Origin of the sequence: Actinomadura graeca (assembly GCF_019175365.1) — a bacterium.
Lineage (GTDB): Bacteria > Actinomycetota > Actinomycetes > Streptosporangiales > Streptosporangiaceae > Spirillospora > Spirillospora graeca.
The window spans coordinates 8,657,501-8,671,334 of sequence record NZ_CP059572.1; the positions used below are offsets into that span (position 1 = coordinate 8,657,501).

The window sequence follows — 13,834 nt, forward strand, 5'->3', positions numbered from 1 at the left end:
CCGAGCCGTTTTAGGTGAAGTGAGTGATCCCATGCTGCCGAGAAAAGCCTCTAGCGAGTGTACCGGCGGCCCGTACCCTAAACCGACTCAGGTGGTCAGGTAGAGAATACCAAGGCGATCGGGTGAACTGTGGTTAAGGAACTCGGCAAATTGCCCCCGTAACTTTGGGAGAAGGGGGACCTGGCCTGGTGAGGGGATTTACTTCCTGAGCTGGGCGGGGTCGCAGAGGCCAGGGGGAAGCGACTGTTTACTAAAAACACAGGTCCGTGCGAAGTCGTAAGACGCTGTATACGGACTGACGCCTGCCCGGTGCCGGAACGTTAAGAGGACCGGTGAGACCCCTTTTTGGGGGTCGAGGCTGAGAATCTAAGCGCCGGTAAACGGCGGTGGTAACTATAACCATCCTAAGGTAGCGAAATTCCTTGTCGGGTAAGTTCCGACCTGCACGAATGGCGTAACGACTTCCCCGCTGTCTCAACCACAGGCCCGGCGAAATTGCAGTACGAGTAAAGATGCTCGTTTCGCGCAGCAGGACGGAAAGACCCCGGGACCTTCACTATAGCTTGGCATTGGCGCCTGAAGCGTCTTGTGTAGGATAGGTGGGAGACTGTGAAGCCCAGACGCCAGTTTGGGTGGAGTCGCTGGTGAAATACCACTCTGGTCGTTTTGAGCGTCTAACCCGCACCCGTGGATCCGGGTGGGGGACAGTGCCTGGTGGGTAGTTTAACTGGGGCGGTTGCCTCCTAAAGTGTAACGGAGGCGCCCAAAGGTTCCCTCAGCCTGGTTGGCAATCAGGTGGCGAGTGCAAGGGCACAAGGGAGCTTGACTGTGAGACGGACGTGTCGAGCAGGTGCGAAAGCAGGGCCTAGTGATCCGGCACCGACGTGTGGAAGTGGTGTCGCTCAACGGCTAAAAGGTACCCCGGGGATAACAGGCTGATCTTCCCCAAGAGTCCATATCGACGGGATGGTTTGGCACCTCGATGTCGGCTCGTCGCATCCTGGGGCTGGAGTAGGTCCCAAGGGTTGGGCTGTTCGCCCATTAAAGCGGCACGCGAGCTGGGTTTAGAACGTCGCGAGACAGTTCGGTCCCTATCCGCTGCGCGCGCAGGAGAATTGAGAGGGTCTGTCCCTAGTACGAGAGGACCGGGACGGACGAACCTCTGGTGTGCCAGTTGTCCCGCCAGGGGCACGGCTGGTTGGCTACGTTCGGCAGGGATAACCGCTGAAAGCATCTAAGCGGGAAGCCTTCCTCGAGATGAGTTCTCCCTCCCGCTTTCGGGTGGGGTAAGGCTCCCGGTAGACGACCGGGTTGATAGGCCGGAGATGGAAGCGCGGTAACGTGTGGAGTCGACCGGTACTAATAGGCCGAGTGGCTTGAACACACTTGACGTTCAATCCAAATCACACACCACACGTTCGTGTGGTGGGTCTGCGTGTTCGCGTCCCTGTGTGGTTCCCGGAAAACAAACGGGAACCCCGCGTGCTTGTTGTGCACGTGTTTGATAAGTGAATGGTTTGTCCGAGCCTGGTCTCGGACGCCTCTGGAGTTTGCCTGCCCCGGTGTGTGTGGGGTGGTGCGTTGGGCGTTCGGTGGTTATGGCGAGGGGGAAACACCCGGTCCTATCCCGAACCCGGAAGTTAAGCCTCTCAGCGCCGATGGTACTGCACGGGAGACTGTGTGGGAGAGTAGGACACCGCCGGACATTTTTTGCAGGAAGGGCCCCGCCGTACGGCGGGGCCCTTTCTCATTTGTCGGGTAGGGGACTGCCGCCGCGGGCGAAGGCGTCCCAGAGAAGGGCCGCCGGCTCCGCCGTCCTGAAGAGCGACTCGATCCGGTCGCGGTCGCCGTCGAGGTGAGTGATGGTCTGGAGGCCGAGGAACATGGCGACGGCCATCATGCCCAGTTCTCTGGACGGGACGAGGCTCTCCAGCGCGGTGCCCTGTACGAGTCGGCGGATCGCGGCGGCGGCGAAATCTGCCCAGGGTTCCACATGTGCGAGGAGTTCCGCGCGGAGGCGTGGCGAGGTGGACGAGGCGGCGAAGAGTTCCTGTACCGCGTCGATATGTCCCTGGTCCTGCATGTCCTCCGCGTAGAGATCACGGAGGCGGGACAGTAGTTCCGTCGCGTCGGTACAGGACCCGAGGGCTTCCTCGTAGCAGGCCATTCGTGCCTGGCTGGTGTGGCGGAGTGCGGCGAGGAGGAGATCCTCCAGGTCGTCGAAATGGTAGTAGATGACGCCTGGTGCGAAGCCGCCCGTCCGGGCGATCGACCGCGCGGTCGTCCCGCCGTAGCCCTCGACGGCGAGCGTCCGGATGGCCGCTTCGAGGAGACGTCTCCTGGCTTCCGCGCGTGGCGCCATCGAAGATCAGATCACTCTCCAGGGGCGGACTCCCGCCTCGGCGAGCACCGGGTCCAGGCGGCGGGCGAGACTGGCGAGGTGGTGGCTCGGCACCTGGGGATAGAGGTGGTGTTCCAAGTGGTACGTCAGCTCCAGGAACAGCGCGGGGACGACGCGGCCGCGCAGCGTGCGGGTTTGGGTGAGCGGTGTGTCCCCGTAGTGGCGATGCGGCAGGTGGACGGTCAGCAGCGGATACACCCAGCTTCCCACGATCATCATCGTCGCGTACACGAGAAGGCCACGCCAGAACAGCACGCCGGCCCCGACCACCGCCAGCGGGAACGCCGCCTCGGCGAGCAGCCACAGGCGCTGTCGGACGTCGGCGCGGCGGTACGCCCAGATCCAGAGTCGGATGAGGAACACGGGGCCGTAGAAGATCGCGCCGAGTGCGGTGAGGTCGGCTGGATAGCCCTCGGGGTCGTCGTCGCTGGGGAATGTCCGGTGGTGTTGCAGGTGGGTGGCGCGGTAGGCGTGCCCGCTTTCGAGGAGCACGGCGCCCAGCAGGAACAGCGCCCATTCGGTCGCGGGACGGCCGAGACCGAGCGCGCGGTGGACGACGTCGTGCGTCGCGGTGACCACGGTGATGAAGATCCCGAAGGCGATCGGCGGGGTGAGCCACCACCAGCCGGCCAGGGCCGCCGCGGTGAACAGCGCGACGCCCGCGTAGGGGAGTGACAGGGTGAGGAAGCGGCGCTTGCGGGTGGTGACCAGCAGGTCGGCGCCCAGCTCGGACAGTTTGGGGATCATCGGCGTGCCGCCGTCCGGCGGGCGGCGGTGAGCACTTCGTCCGCGACGATCCTGCTGCCGAGCGCGCAGGCGACCGTGCCGAGGCCCGGCCAGGTCGAGTCGCCGACGAGCCACAGGCCCGGGACGCCCAGCGAATGCGGGACGGCGTTCTGGTTGGCGTTGCCGGGGGTCTGGTGCGCCCCGCCGACGGCGCCACGCGGCCGGAACGCGAACCGCTCGTACGAGCGGGGCGTTCCCACGTCCCAGACCCGCGCGTGCTCCCCGAGGGACGGGTGGACGCGGCGGGCCAGCCCGACGAGCCTCTCCCCGATCTCCCGCTTGCGGGTCTCGTACTCGGCGCCGGAGAGGCCCTGCCAGCCGGGGAGGCCGGTATGGGTGGAGATCATCACGGCGCGGTGGCCCGGGGGCGCGCTTTCGGTGTCGCCCGGCGCGGACACCGACACGAACATGTTGTTGCCGTCGCCCAGCGGTCTCCGGTAGTCGTGCAGGAGCTGGTGGTGGGTGAAGTCCTGCCCGCCGACCTCGTCCTCGGGCACGCCGAGGAACACGACGACCGCGCCGCCCATCTCGGGTTCGTCGCGGTCGAGGTAGGGCCGGAGCCGTTCCGCGAGGTCGGGGACGACCCGCGCGGTCGTGACCGCCGGGAGCGCGCTCACCACCTGGTCGGCGTGCACCACGCCGCGGCGTGTGTGGACCTCGAAAGCCCCCGGCCTCCCGAGGACGCGTTCGACCTGGCAGCCGGTGCGCAGCTGCCCTCCCAGGCCGCGGTAGTGGTCGGTGAAGCGCCGCCAGAAGCCGCGCATGCCGCCGTGCGCGCGGGTGAGCCCCGCGCCGCGGATCGTGACGCCGAGGGCCGCGTTGATGAGCGGGGCCCGGTCGACGGTGCTGTGCACCGTGTCCTCGACCAGCATCGACAGGAGTCCGACGAGCGGCGCGTCCCCGCGCAGGCCGTGCTTGGAGAGCGCGTCGCCGAGGGTGGTGTTGAGGTGGCGGACGAGCGGGACGCCGCGCGGCCCGAGTGCGCGCAGGTTGTGCAGGGCGTCCGAGGGCCGCCGGACCGGCAGGCGCACACCGGCACGGCTCGCGTCCCAGAACACCGAGGCCAGGCGGTCGAGCCGCGCCCAGAAGGCTTGGTGCCGGGGCGTGCCTCCGAGCACGCGGAGCCGCTCGCGATGCCACGCCGCGGTGTCGCGGTAGAGGGTGACCTTCCGGTCGGGGAGCCAGCCGACATACCCCGGCAGCGCGTCCCCGGGGACCGGGGCCATGCCGATGCCGTCGAGCAGCTCCGCGCCGACCCCGCCCGGCTCGAAGTCGACCATCGTCGTCGCCCCCACGTCGAAGGAGAAGCCCCGCCGCCGGTAGTAGCCGGCGCATCCGCCCACGTGGCCGTGCGCCTCGACCACCAGCGTGGACATGCCTGCGGCCTGCAGCCGGGCCGCCGTCGCCATCCCTGCCAGGCCGCCGCCGAGCACGGCCACCTCGCAGGACGCGGGGAACCGCGTGCCCGTCCGCCGGGTGATGTGAACATCTGTTCTGAACATGTGTTCAGATTCCGCGCGCCACGGGACCGCGTCAAGGCCGGGGCGGGAACGGCGGATTCCGGCCTCGCCCAACTGCGTGATGGGCGAGGCCGGAATGGTGGACGGTCAGACGGCGCCCGGCCGACGGTGCTGCCGGAAGCTCAGCCCCGGGCGGAGGGGTCGGTCAGCAGCTTGAGCGACAGCGCCGAGGCCCACAGCCAGACGGCCGCGCCGCCGATGAACAGCAGCCGGAAGTCCTCCGCGGGGAACGCGGAGAAGCCCACGAGGAAGTAGAAGGACGGCGCCGCGACGCTGGCGGCCGTCCAGGCCGTGCGCCCCTGGCGGGCGAACCGGCGGGCGAACACCAGGCACGCCGCGCTCAGCGCCAGGCCGATTCCGACGGGCGCGAGATTGTGCAGGGCGCCGTGCCAGCTGACCTGGGCGGCGCCGTCGGGGGCGCCCGCCGGGTAGCCCTCGGCCGGGTCGGTGCGGAAGAGGCCCGCCCAGACCAGCCCGGCCCCGTAGACGGCGACCAGGCGCGGGCCCCACGTCCCGCCAGGCGAGCGGCGGTCGAGGACGCCTTTCAGCCCGGCCGCGGACGCCAGCACGAGCATGCCGCTGACCAGGAAGTTAGCGGTCTGAAGCCAGCCCTGCTCGCCGAGGCTGAGCATGCTGAGCGGGTGCCGGGCGGGATCGAACCCGGCGCGGGAGGCGTACTGGCCCGCGATCAGCAGGACGAACAGCGGTCCGGCGGCCACGCCGCAGGCGAGAGCGGCACGGGTGCGCGGGTCCAGCGGGCGGCCGCGGGTGGCGGAGCCGCTGTCGGTGAGGGTTCCGGTGGCCATGGCAATGCTCCTTCGGGTCCCCGGGGCCGCGTGCGGCGGCCCCGGACGGGAGGGGTCAGGTGTACAGGGCTTCGCCCGTCTCCAGCAGGGTCTTCAGGTCGCTGAGGGTCTGGCTCCAGCCGCCTCCGGCGTCGGGGATCCGGCCGGCGACCTGGGCCGCCGTCTGCGGCGCGCCGGTGACGTCGTGGGTCACGGTCAGCGTCGACACCCCGGTGCCGTCGTCCTCGATCTCGTAGGTGAGGCGGGTGAAGGACTCGCCCAGGTACAGGGCGCGCCAGGTCTGGACGAGCCTGCGCGGCGGGTCGGCCTCGATGACCTCGCCGTCGACGACCACGTCCGGGGCGCCGCCCTCCTTCATGACCTCGCTGGCCAGGCCCCGGAAGGCGCCGCCGGGACGCAGCTCGTACTCCACGGGCGCCTGGTAGCCGAACCTCCGCGTCCACTCCGGCTTGGTGATGGCGTCCCAGATCGCCTCGGGCGTCGCCTTGATGTACACGCGGTAGACCTGGACGGTCGTGTCCTCGGTCGTCGTCATGGTCTGCTCCAGTTCTCTTTTGAGCCCGGCCAGGGCCGCGGCGGGCCGTTCGGTGTACTTGTCGATCCACCGGTCGTGGATCAGCCGGATCGGCACCGGATTGAGGAAGTGCAGCTTCTCCCGCCCCGAGCGGCGCGTGACGACCAGCCCCGCGTCCTCCAGCACCCGCAGGTGCTTGGCGACGCCGAAGCGCGTCATCTCCAGCTCCGACTCCAGTTCGCCCTGGGTGCGCCCGTCCCGGCTGAACAGCAGATCGAGCAGGAAACGGCGGGTCGGATCCGCCAGCGCCTTGAACGCCGCATCATCGTCCGTCACACCCTCAAAATAGGTGACCAAAAGGTCACATGTCAAGCATGACCAGGGGAAGGCGGCGCTCCCGACGCCGGCCGTGTGTCGGCCTCGAAGAAATCTACAAAGTAAAGGCGACGAGCCCTTTTCGTCGGCCGCCCAGCGGCTCTGAGACTGCTCTGGAGATCTCATGCCGATTCGGGATGTGGCGAAGACGGCCGCGCTTTACACTCCTGACGATCCCGTGTCCGGATCGCCCGATGACCACGATAGTTAGGGGCTTTCGTGTACGGCCCTCCGCCACTTCCGGCACCCGTCCCCTATCCTCCTGTGCCGGAGCCGGGCCCCCTCGCGGGCGCTCCCCGCGGGCGGCGCCTCGCGGCGTGGGGGATCGACGCCACGCTGATGGCCGGCGTCGCCGCGCTCCTCGCCGTCATGACATGGGGCCGTCTCAACGGCCTGCTGTCGGACGGGCTGTGGACGGACGCCCTGGGCTCGGCGGGCGGCCTCCTGCTGTCGGGCGGCGACGTGCGGCAGGCCGCGGAGGACTTCGGCGTGGACCTGTGGGTCAAGGTCGCCTCGGCGATCGAGCAGGCCCTGCTCCTGCTCGTCCTGGCGGAGTTGCTCTACCAGTTCGCCGCGCAGGCGCTGGCCGGCCGCACCCTCGGCAAGGCCGCGCTGGACCTGCGGGTCTGCGCCGCCCATGGGGGCAAGCCCCCGAAGCGGCGGGCCCTGCGCCGGGCACTGGCCTCGACGGCAGGCGGCACCGGTCTGTACTGCGCCGCCTGGATCCTCCTCTTGGAGGGCATGTTCTTCCTGGCCCTGCTCACCTGGCTCGCAGCGCTCGCGGCCTTCGCCGCCAACAGCCTCCCCGCGCTCTTCGGCGCCCGCCGCCGCACCCTCGCCGACATGGTGGCCGGTACATCGGTCGTCCGCGCCGACGGCTACCGGCGCGCCGCCGAGGCCGCCCGGCAGGGCATCGGCGTCGCCTGGGACGGCACGCAGGCGGCGGGCCAGGTCGCCGGGCAGGCGGTCCGCGGCAACGCCGCACGCCTCGCCCAGGCCGAGCAGGTGCGGCGGGCGCTGGAGTCCGAGCGCGCCCGTCAGGTCCAGGAGGCGGGCAGGCGGCTGGGCGGCCGCCTGCGGGACGCCTACGGTGACCGGCGGGCCGCCCGTGAGGCGCGGCGGTCCGAGCTCCCGCCGCCGTACGGCCCGTTCGCGGCCATCCCGCCGCCCCGTCCGGACGGCGACCCGTACCTGCCGCCCCTGCAGACCTACCGGCCCTATCCGCCCCCGCCGTCCCCCTACACCCCTCCTCGGCCTCCGGACGACGGGACCGGGTGACGGTCACGGCACCAGATCGTCCAGCTGGGATTCGAGGGACCGGGTGGCGGCAAGGCGGTTGTCCACGGCGACGTGGGGGACCGGCGGCGGGACGCCCGGGAGCATGCGGTCGAGGAAGGCGTCGAAGGCGGCGAGCTTCGCGGCGTCGCGCGGGGAGGCGCGACCGCGGAGGCGTTCGCCGAGGGTGGGGGCGTCGGTGCGGATCCAGACGAGGGTCACCGGCGGGCCGCCCAGCGCGTCGACCCAGGCCGCCCAGGCGTCCGGTGTGCGGATCTGGGCGGTGAAGGGGCCGCTCAGCATGACGGGGCAGCCGTGGGAGCGGATCTCCCGGGCGGTGGCGGTCATGCCCTCGTACTCGTGGGCCTTGATGTGCTCGTCGTACCAGGGGCCCTCCCGCTCGCCCGGGTCGCGCGACGCGGCGGCGAGCGTCGCCGCGACGAACCCGCCGTAGATCGTGTCCTTGTCGAGCAGCGCCGGGACGGGGCGCAGCCGCCGCAGGAGCAGGCCGGCGACCGTGCTCTTGCCGCTGCCGGGCGGGCCCGCCACCACCCAGGCGGGCGTCACGCCGACAGCCGCATCCGGCGGGTCGCCAGGCGGGCGATCCGCTCCTCGTCGATCTCGTGGCCGAGGCCCGGCTGGGTCAGGGGCACGCCGACGACGCCGCCGGACGAGCGGACGGGCGGCGTCACGAACACCGGCCCGCCCGCCGGGTCGGAGACGTCGCTCGGCAGGGTGCAGCCGGGCAGGGCGGCCAGGGCGACGGCGGCGGCCTGCCCGATCCCGAACGCCCCGGAGCCGCTGCACCACACGTCCCAGCCCGCCGCGTACGCCAGGTCGTGGGCGCTGCGCGCGGCGGTGAGGCCGCCGAGGCGGTCCAGGCGCAGGTGAAGGGCGCGTCCCGCGTCCAGGGAGAGGGCGGCGTCGAGGGTGTCGAGGTCGCCGATGCGCGGCGCGACGGAGGTGCCCAGCCGCGGCTGGAGGCGCGCGTGCGCCGTCAGGTCGCCGGGCGGGAAGGGACGCTCGATCGCCACCAGCCCGTAGGCGTCGAGGCCCTCCAGCGCGGCGAGGTGCTCGGGCGACTCGGTGTAGGCGTGCCCGGCGTCGGCGACGAGCGCGAGCGCCGGATAGGACTGCCGGATCACGCGGACGGGCTCGATGTCCCAGCCGGGCCGGACGTCCAGGGTGACGCGGGTGTGCCCGGCGCCGACCGCCTGGTTGACCCTGCCCGCGACCGTCTCCAGGACGGGCTCCGGGCTGATCCGCGCGCCTGTCACGATGGACGTGCGGGTGCCGCCGAGCGCGTGCGCGAGGGGCAGGCCGCGGGCGCGGCACCACAGGTCCCAGCAGGCCACGTCGATCGCGGCGGCGGCGTCGCGGGCGCCGAGGTCGGCGGCGGCGGAGACGTCCTCGGGGCGGTCCCAGTCGAGCCCGATGAGCGCCGGGCCCATGCGCTCCTCGATGTCGGCCCAGACCGGGTCGGCGGTCCCGCCGGGGACGGCGGCCTCACCCCAGCCGACGGCGCCGTCGGCACCGGCGAGGCGGACGAGGACGCTCTCCGGCCGCCGCCCGCGGGGCATCGTCACGCGGAAGGCGTCGCAGCCGTGGATCCGGGGCACCCGCACCCGCCCTTTCTCGGTCGGAGATGTTCTCCTTCAATGATCCCCCCTCCGGGGACCGGGGAGGACACCCCCGCCGTTCAGGCGGCCCAGGTGACCCGGCGCAGGTCGTGCTCGACGGCGGCGGCCGCGCGCTCGACCTCGGCCGCCGGGGCGATGCGGTCGGCCCACGACCAGTAGTACCAGCGGTCGCCGCGGGCGTCGCGCTCGCAGAGCACCGTGCCGGTGCGGCCGCGCGAGGCCCGGTCGAGGACCTCCAGCCGCGCCCGGGGCCCGGTGACGATCATCGTGAGGAACCCGCGGCCGGTCAGTGCCCGGCCGAGGTCGTCCAGCATGGAGAGGTCCGTCTGCGCCATTGGTCGTCGCCCCCTGTGCGGTTCGCGGCGTCATAGGGTGTGACGCCCGTTACCGGCCGCGGGTTCGCGGGGCGGTGGCCGGGAGCGGTCAGGACGGGCAGCTGGCTTCCAGCGACACCGGCTTGGTCTGCGGGGAGCGGGACGCGGACGCGCCCGGGCTCGGCGTGCTGTGCGCGTTGCTGCGCCCGCCGGTGGGGGAGGACGACGGCGACGGGCTCGCCGTCTCGCCGCCGGTGCCGGTCGCCTTGTCGGCCAGCCTGCGGATCAGGTCGAAGTCCGGGTTGGCGGTGCTGATCAGCGGCGGGACGAACGGCAGGCTGTTGATCTGCGCGCCGTCCTTGACCTTGTTCGACAGCTTCATCAGCGCGGGCAGCAGTTCCTGCGGGATGTCGGTCGAGAGGGTCCGCTTCGCGGCCGAGGCGAGCTTGTCGAACTTGGTCAGGACGGTCTGCGGGTCGGCCTGCCGCGCGATGGCCCGCATCAGGCACTTCTGCCGCCCCATCCGGACGTAGTCGTCGCTGTCGGTGCGGGACCGCCCGTACCAGAGCGCCTCCTTGCCGCCCAGCCTGCGCCGTCCGGGCTGCAGCACCGCGCCCTCCAGGCCGTACGGGATCGGCTGGGTGATCGAGACGGTGACGCCGCCCATGGCGTCGATGATGTCGGCGAACCCGAACATGTCGACCAGGATGTAGTAGTCGACGCGGATGCCGAGGATCCCGGCGATCGTGGCCTTCAGGAGTTCGGGGCCGCGGTGGTCCTTGGCGACGCCGGGGACGATGTCGGGGTGCTCCTCGGCGTACTGGTAGACCTCGTTGAGCAGCCCCGGTGTCGCGGGGCCGTCGCCGGTGAAGCCGTAGGGGAAGCGGTCGCGGGCCGGGCCGGGCGGGAGCGGGAACCGCTCCAGGTTGCGCGGCAGGCTCAGCAGCACCGTGTCACCGGTCTTGGTGTCGACGCTGGCGACCGTCATGCTGTCGGTGCGCACGCCCTGCCGGTTCGCGGCGGCGTCGCCGCCGAGCAGCAGCACGTTGACGCGCCGCTCGCCGTTCCAGGGGTCGGAGGCGTCGATGCGCCGGCCGTTCTCGTTGCCGCTGCGGAAGATGCTGGTCAGCGCGTCCCGGTAGACGTAGGTGCTGTGCGCCGACCACGCCATCGGCACGGCGACGGTGAAGCACAGGACGGCGACGGCCGCGCCGCCGAGCGCGCGGGCGCGCACCGGCATCCCGTCGGGACGCAGTACCTGGTAGGAGCGGATGACGACCACGATCCACACCACGCCGAGCAGCACGAGACCGGCGGAGATCCGCTGCAGCGCGTCGGGCCGGACGGCGAGGTGCACGAGGTCGGAACGGTACACGGTGAACGCGGTGCCGGTCGCGGCGGCGATCAGCAGGTAGGCCCCGAGCAGCAGGCCCCCGGCCACGCGGCGGCCCGTCACCAGATGGGCGATGCCCCACACCAGAGCGGACGCGAGCGTCAGCGCCAGCGCGCGCGGGAGGCCCCCCGCCTCGCCGGCGGGCCGGTCGGCGTCCTCCGTGGCGGTGCGCCGGCCCGCTGATCGACTCGACATGTACGCTCCGATTCCCCGCCCGCGCGAACTCATCCACCGGCTCAACATTATGGACGCGCGAAACCGGGCGAAGGTTGCGTGGAAGTCGACCGAATGCGAGCTTTTCACTCTCTCATGTGCAGCTTCTTCCCAGAATATGCAATCCCGGCACCCGGGGTGACGGCGACCCCGCCTCCCGGACGGCGTGTCCTGCCAGCCGCCTGATGCGCGGAAAGTCCGGCCGTCGGGGCGCGATCACCGGGGGGACGAACGGCAGGCTGGTCACCTGGGCGCCTCTCACCCGCCCGGCCAGGCCCACCAGCGGCGGAAGCAGCCCCCGGGGCACGTCGGAGCCGACCGAGTCCTTGAACACGCGGGTGAGCCGCTCGAAGCCACGGAGGACCGTCACTGGCCCGGACTGCCGGGCCAGTGCCCACAGCAGGCATTTCTGCCGTCTCATCCGGTCGTAGTCGCTGCCGCTCGTGCGGGACCGGCCGTACCAGAGCGCCTCCCGGCCGCCGAGCTGGCGGCGGCCCGGCCCGATCACGCCGCCGGGGACCTGCCGTCTGGGCGCCGGGACGGGCGTCCCGACACAGATCCGCACCCCGCCCACCGCGTCGACGAGCTTCCGGAAGCTCCGCATGTCGACCATCACGTAGTACGGACCAGGGCCCCCGAGGATATGGCCGACCGTCCGTTTCAGCAGTTCGGCACCCCGGTCAGGGGGGCGCGCGCCATCCGCCAGCAGGTCGTGATGGGCGAGCCCGTACTGGTAGACGGTTTCAGCAGCGCGTCGGAGGGGATCGGCACCGGTCCCCGCCCCGACCACACCGGCACGTGCTGGAGGTTGCGCGGCAGGCCCAGCAGCAGGAGCGTTCTGCCCGTCCAGGTCTCTATGCTGGCCAGGGTCAGGCTGTCGGTGCCGCGTGCAAGGCCGGTGCCCTGGCAAGGTCACCAGCTGGTGGCCAGCGGCATCCCCTCGGCGTAGCCGGACGCGCTCTGGATCCCCACCGTCGCCCGCTCGTGGAACTCCTCCAGCGTCCGGGCGCCCGCGTAGGTGCACGAGCTGCGCAGCCCGGCGACGATCGAGTCGATCAGGTCCTCCACGCCGGGACGCCGGGGGTCCAGGAACATCCGGGAGGTGGAGATGCCCTCCTCGAACAGCGCCTTTCGGGCGCGGTCGAAGGGGGAGTCCTCGGCCGTGCGCAGCCGGACGGCCCGCGCCGACGCCATCCCGAAGCTCTCCTTGTAGAGCCGGCCGTCGGCGGCCCGCTGGAGGTCCCCGGGCGACTCGTAGGTGCCGGCGAACCAGGACCCGACCATCACGTTCGCGGCGCCGGCGGCCAGCGCCAGGGCCACGTCGCGGGGGTGCCGGACGCCGCCGTCCGCCCAGACGTGCCGGCCGAGGCGGCGGGCCTCGGCGGCGCACTCCAGCACGGCGGAGAACTGCGGGCGGCCGACCCCGGTCATCATCCGGGTCGTGCACATCGCGCCGGGCCCCACGCCGACCTTGACGATGTCGGCGCCCGCCTCGATCAGCTCCCGGGTGCCCTCGGCGGTGACGACGTTCCCCGCGACCACCGGGACGGACGGGTCCAGTCCCCGGACGGCGGCCAGCGCGCCGAGCATCTTGTCCTGGTGGCCGTGCGCGGTGTCGACGACGATCAGGTCGGCGCCCGCCTCCAGCAGCCCCTTGGCCTTGCCCGCCACGTCGCCGTTCACCCCGACCGCCGCGGCGATGCGCAGCCGGCCCGCGCCGTCCACGGCGGGCTGGTAGAGGGTGGCCCGCAGCGCGCCCGTGCGGGTGAGGACGCCGGTGAGCCGCCCCGCCGCGTCGACGACCGGGGCGAGCCGGTGGCCGCGCTCGTGAAGCCGGTTGAACGCCTCGCGCGGGTCCACCGCGTCCGGGAGGGTGACGAGGTCCCGGGACATGACGTCGCGGAGCTGGGCGAACCGGTCGACGCCCTGGCAGTCGGCCTCGGTGACCACGCCGACCGGCCGGTCGTCCTCGACGACGATCACGGCGTTGTGCGCGCGCTTCGGCAGCAGCGCCAGCGCCTCCCCGGCGGTGCTCGCCGGGCCGAGCCGGATGGCGGTGTCCACGACCAGGTCGCGGCCCTTCACCCAGCCGACGACCTCCGCGACGACCTCGGCCGGGATGTCCTGCGGCAGCACGGCGATCCCGCCGCGCCGGGCGACCGTCTCGGCCATCCGGCGGCCGGACACGGCCGTCATGTTCGCCACGACCAGCGGCACGGTGGTCCCGCTGCCGTCGCGGGTCGACAGGTCGACCTCCAGGCGCGACCCGACGGACGAGCGGCGGGGGACCATGAAGACGTCGTTGTAGGTGAGGTCGTGAGCGGAATGCTCACCGTTCAGCAGGCGCACGGCTCTGGAACACACCAATCGCGGATCAAAGTGGCTGGGCCACCGTACATTGTGATCCATACCCGCCGATGCTCCGGCCAAGCCGGGTCCGGACCCCCGCCGGGGGACGGGCGGGGCCTGTGCGCTGGGGTGATGACCCTGTGTCCTCGCGGAAGCCTTGGAAGATCCTCCGGGCTTCGTCCGTGCCCTCCCGGGCGCAACGGCCGTGACTGGACGTGCAAGGCAGGAAAACAGTGCAACGTGAGGCT

12 protein-coding genes and 2 rRNA genes (1 of these 14 only partly in view) are annotated in these 13,834 nt (G+C 71.7%); 3 read left to right on the forward strand and 11 right to left on the reverse strand.

Annotated features, from left to right (window positions below; all coding sequences use genetic code 11):
• Both AGRA3207_RS38485 and rrf read left to right on the forward strand, forming a co-directional pair.
• Nucleotides 1–1,384: ribosomal RNA gene (locus AGRA3207_RS38485) — 23S ribosomal RNA — on the forward strand; it begins 1,741 nt to the left of the window's first position.
• Between the two features lie 204 nt (nucleotides 1,385–1,588).
• Nucleotides 1,589–1,705: ribosomal RNA gene (gene rrf / locus AGRA3207_RS38490) — 5S ribosomal RNA — on the forward strand.
• Nucleotides 1,706–1,747: 42 nt separating this feature from the next.
• Here the strand turns inward: rrf and AGRA3207_RS38495 are convergent.
• From AGRA3207_RS38495 to AGRA3207_RS38515, 5 genes are all read right to left on the reverse strand, one after another.
• Complete coding sequence (locus AGRA3207_RS38495) at nucleotides 1,748–2,362, reverse strand: TetR family transcriptional regulator (protein WP_231332287.1); 615 nt, start codon at nucleotides 2,360–2,362, stop codon at nucleotides 1,748–1,750.
• A gap of 6 nt (nucleotides 2,363–2,368) precedes the next feature.
• On the reverse strand, nucleotides 2,369–3,148 hold the full coding sequence (locus tag AGRA3207_RS38500; RefSeq protein WP_231332288.1) for a fatty acid desaturase family protein: 780 nt from the start codon (nucleotides 3,146–3,148) through the stop codon (nucleotides 2,369–2,371).
• A complete protein-coding gene (locus AGRA3207_RS38505) occupies nucleotides 3,145–4,689 on the reverse strand; it encodes a phytoene desaturase family protein (RefSeq protein ID WP_231332289.1) in 1,545 nt (514 codons plus the stop codon). The genes AGRA3207_RS38500 and AGRA3207_RS38505 overlap by 4 nt, the downstream gene beginning before the upstream one ends.
• A gap of 140 nt (nucleotides 4,690–4,829) precedes the next feature.
• The gene (locus tag AGRA3207_RS38510; RefSeq protein WP_231332290.1) at nucleotides 4,830–5,513 is read right to left on the reverse strand and encodes a DUF998 domain-containing protein; all 684 of its coding nucleotides are present in this window, start codon (nucleotides 5,511–5,513) and stop codon (nucleotides 4,830–4,832) included.
• Between the two features lie 55 nt (nucleotides 5,514–5,568).
• On the reverse strand, nucleotides 5,569–6,363 hold the full coding sequence (locus AGRA3207_RS38515; protein WP_231332291.1) for an ArsR/SmtB family transcription factor: 795 nt from the start codon (nucleotides 6,361–6,363) through the stop codon (nucleotides 5,569–5,571).
• Nucleotides 6,364–6,666: 303 nt separating this feature from the next.
• On the opposite strand from AGRA3207_RS38515, the gene AGRA3207_RS38520 reads away from it, so the two are divergent.
• Complete coding sequence (locus AGRA3207_RS38520; RefSeq protein ID WP_231332292.1) at nucleotides 6,667–7,680, forward strand: RDD family protein; 1,014 nt, start codon at nucleotides 6,667–6,669, stop codon at nucleotides 7,678–7,680.
• 3 nt (nucleotides 7,681–7,683) lie between these two features.
• Here AGRA3207_RS38520 and AGRA3207_RS38525 read toward each other — a convergent pair whose 3' ends face one another.
• The 6 genes from AGRA3207_RS38525 to AGRA3207_RS38550 form a co-directional block, all read right to left on the reverse strand.
• Nucleotides 7,684–8,244: a P-loop nucleotide/nucleoside kinase family protein gene (locus AGRA3207_RS38525; protein ID WP_231332293.1), complete on the reverse strand. Its 561-nt coding sequence runs from the start codon at nucleotides 8,242–8,244 to the stop codon at nucleotides 7,684–7,686.
• Nucleotides 8,241–9,302 (reverse strand): enolase C-terminal domain-like protein, encoded by a 1,062-nt coding sequence (locus AGRA3207_RS38530; protein WP_338028247.1) that lies wholly within the window; start codon nucleotides 9,300–9,302, stop codon nucleotides 8,241–8,243. The genes AGRA3207_RS38525 and AGRA3207_RS38530 overlap by 4 nt, the downstream gene beginning before the upstream one ends.
• Before the next feature lie 74 nt (nucleotides 9,303–9,376).
• The gene (locus AGRA3207_RS38535) at nucleotides 9,377–9,652 is read right to left on the reverse strand and encodes a hypothetical protein (protein WP_231332294.1); all 276 of its coding nucleotides are present in this window, start codon (nucleotides 9,650–9,652) and stop codon (nucleotides 9,377–9,379) included.
• An 88-nt stretch (nucleotides 9,653–9,740) separates the two neighbouring features.
• On the reverse strand, nucleotides 9,741–11,219 hold the full coding sequence (locus AGRA3207_RS38540) for an LCP family protein (protein ID WP_231332295.1): 1,479 nt from the start codon (nucleotides 11,217–11,219) through the stop codon (nucleotides 9,741–9,743).
• A gap of 112 nt (nucleotides 11,220–11,331) precedes the next feature.
• Nucleotides 11,332–12,261 (reverse strand): LCP family protein, encoded by a 930-nt coding sequence (locus tag AGRA3207_RS38545; protein WP_338028248.1) that lies wholly within the window; start codon nucleotides 12,259–12,261, stop codon nucleotides 11,332–11,334.
• Nucleotides 12,150–13,529 carry a GuaB1 family IMP dehydrogenase-related protein gene (locus AGRA3207_RS38550; protein ID WP_420830931.1) on the reverse strand — a complete coding sequence of 460 codons (1,380 nt, stop codon included), beginning with the start codon at nucleotides 13,527–13,529 and terminating at the stop codon, nucleotides 12,150–12,152. The genes AGRA3207_RS38545 and AGRA3207_RS38550 overlap by 112 nt, the downstream gene beginning before the upstream one ends.
• Nucleotides 13,530–13,834: the final 305 nt, after the last annotated feature.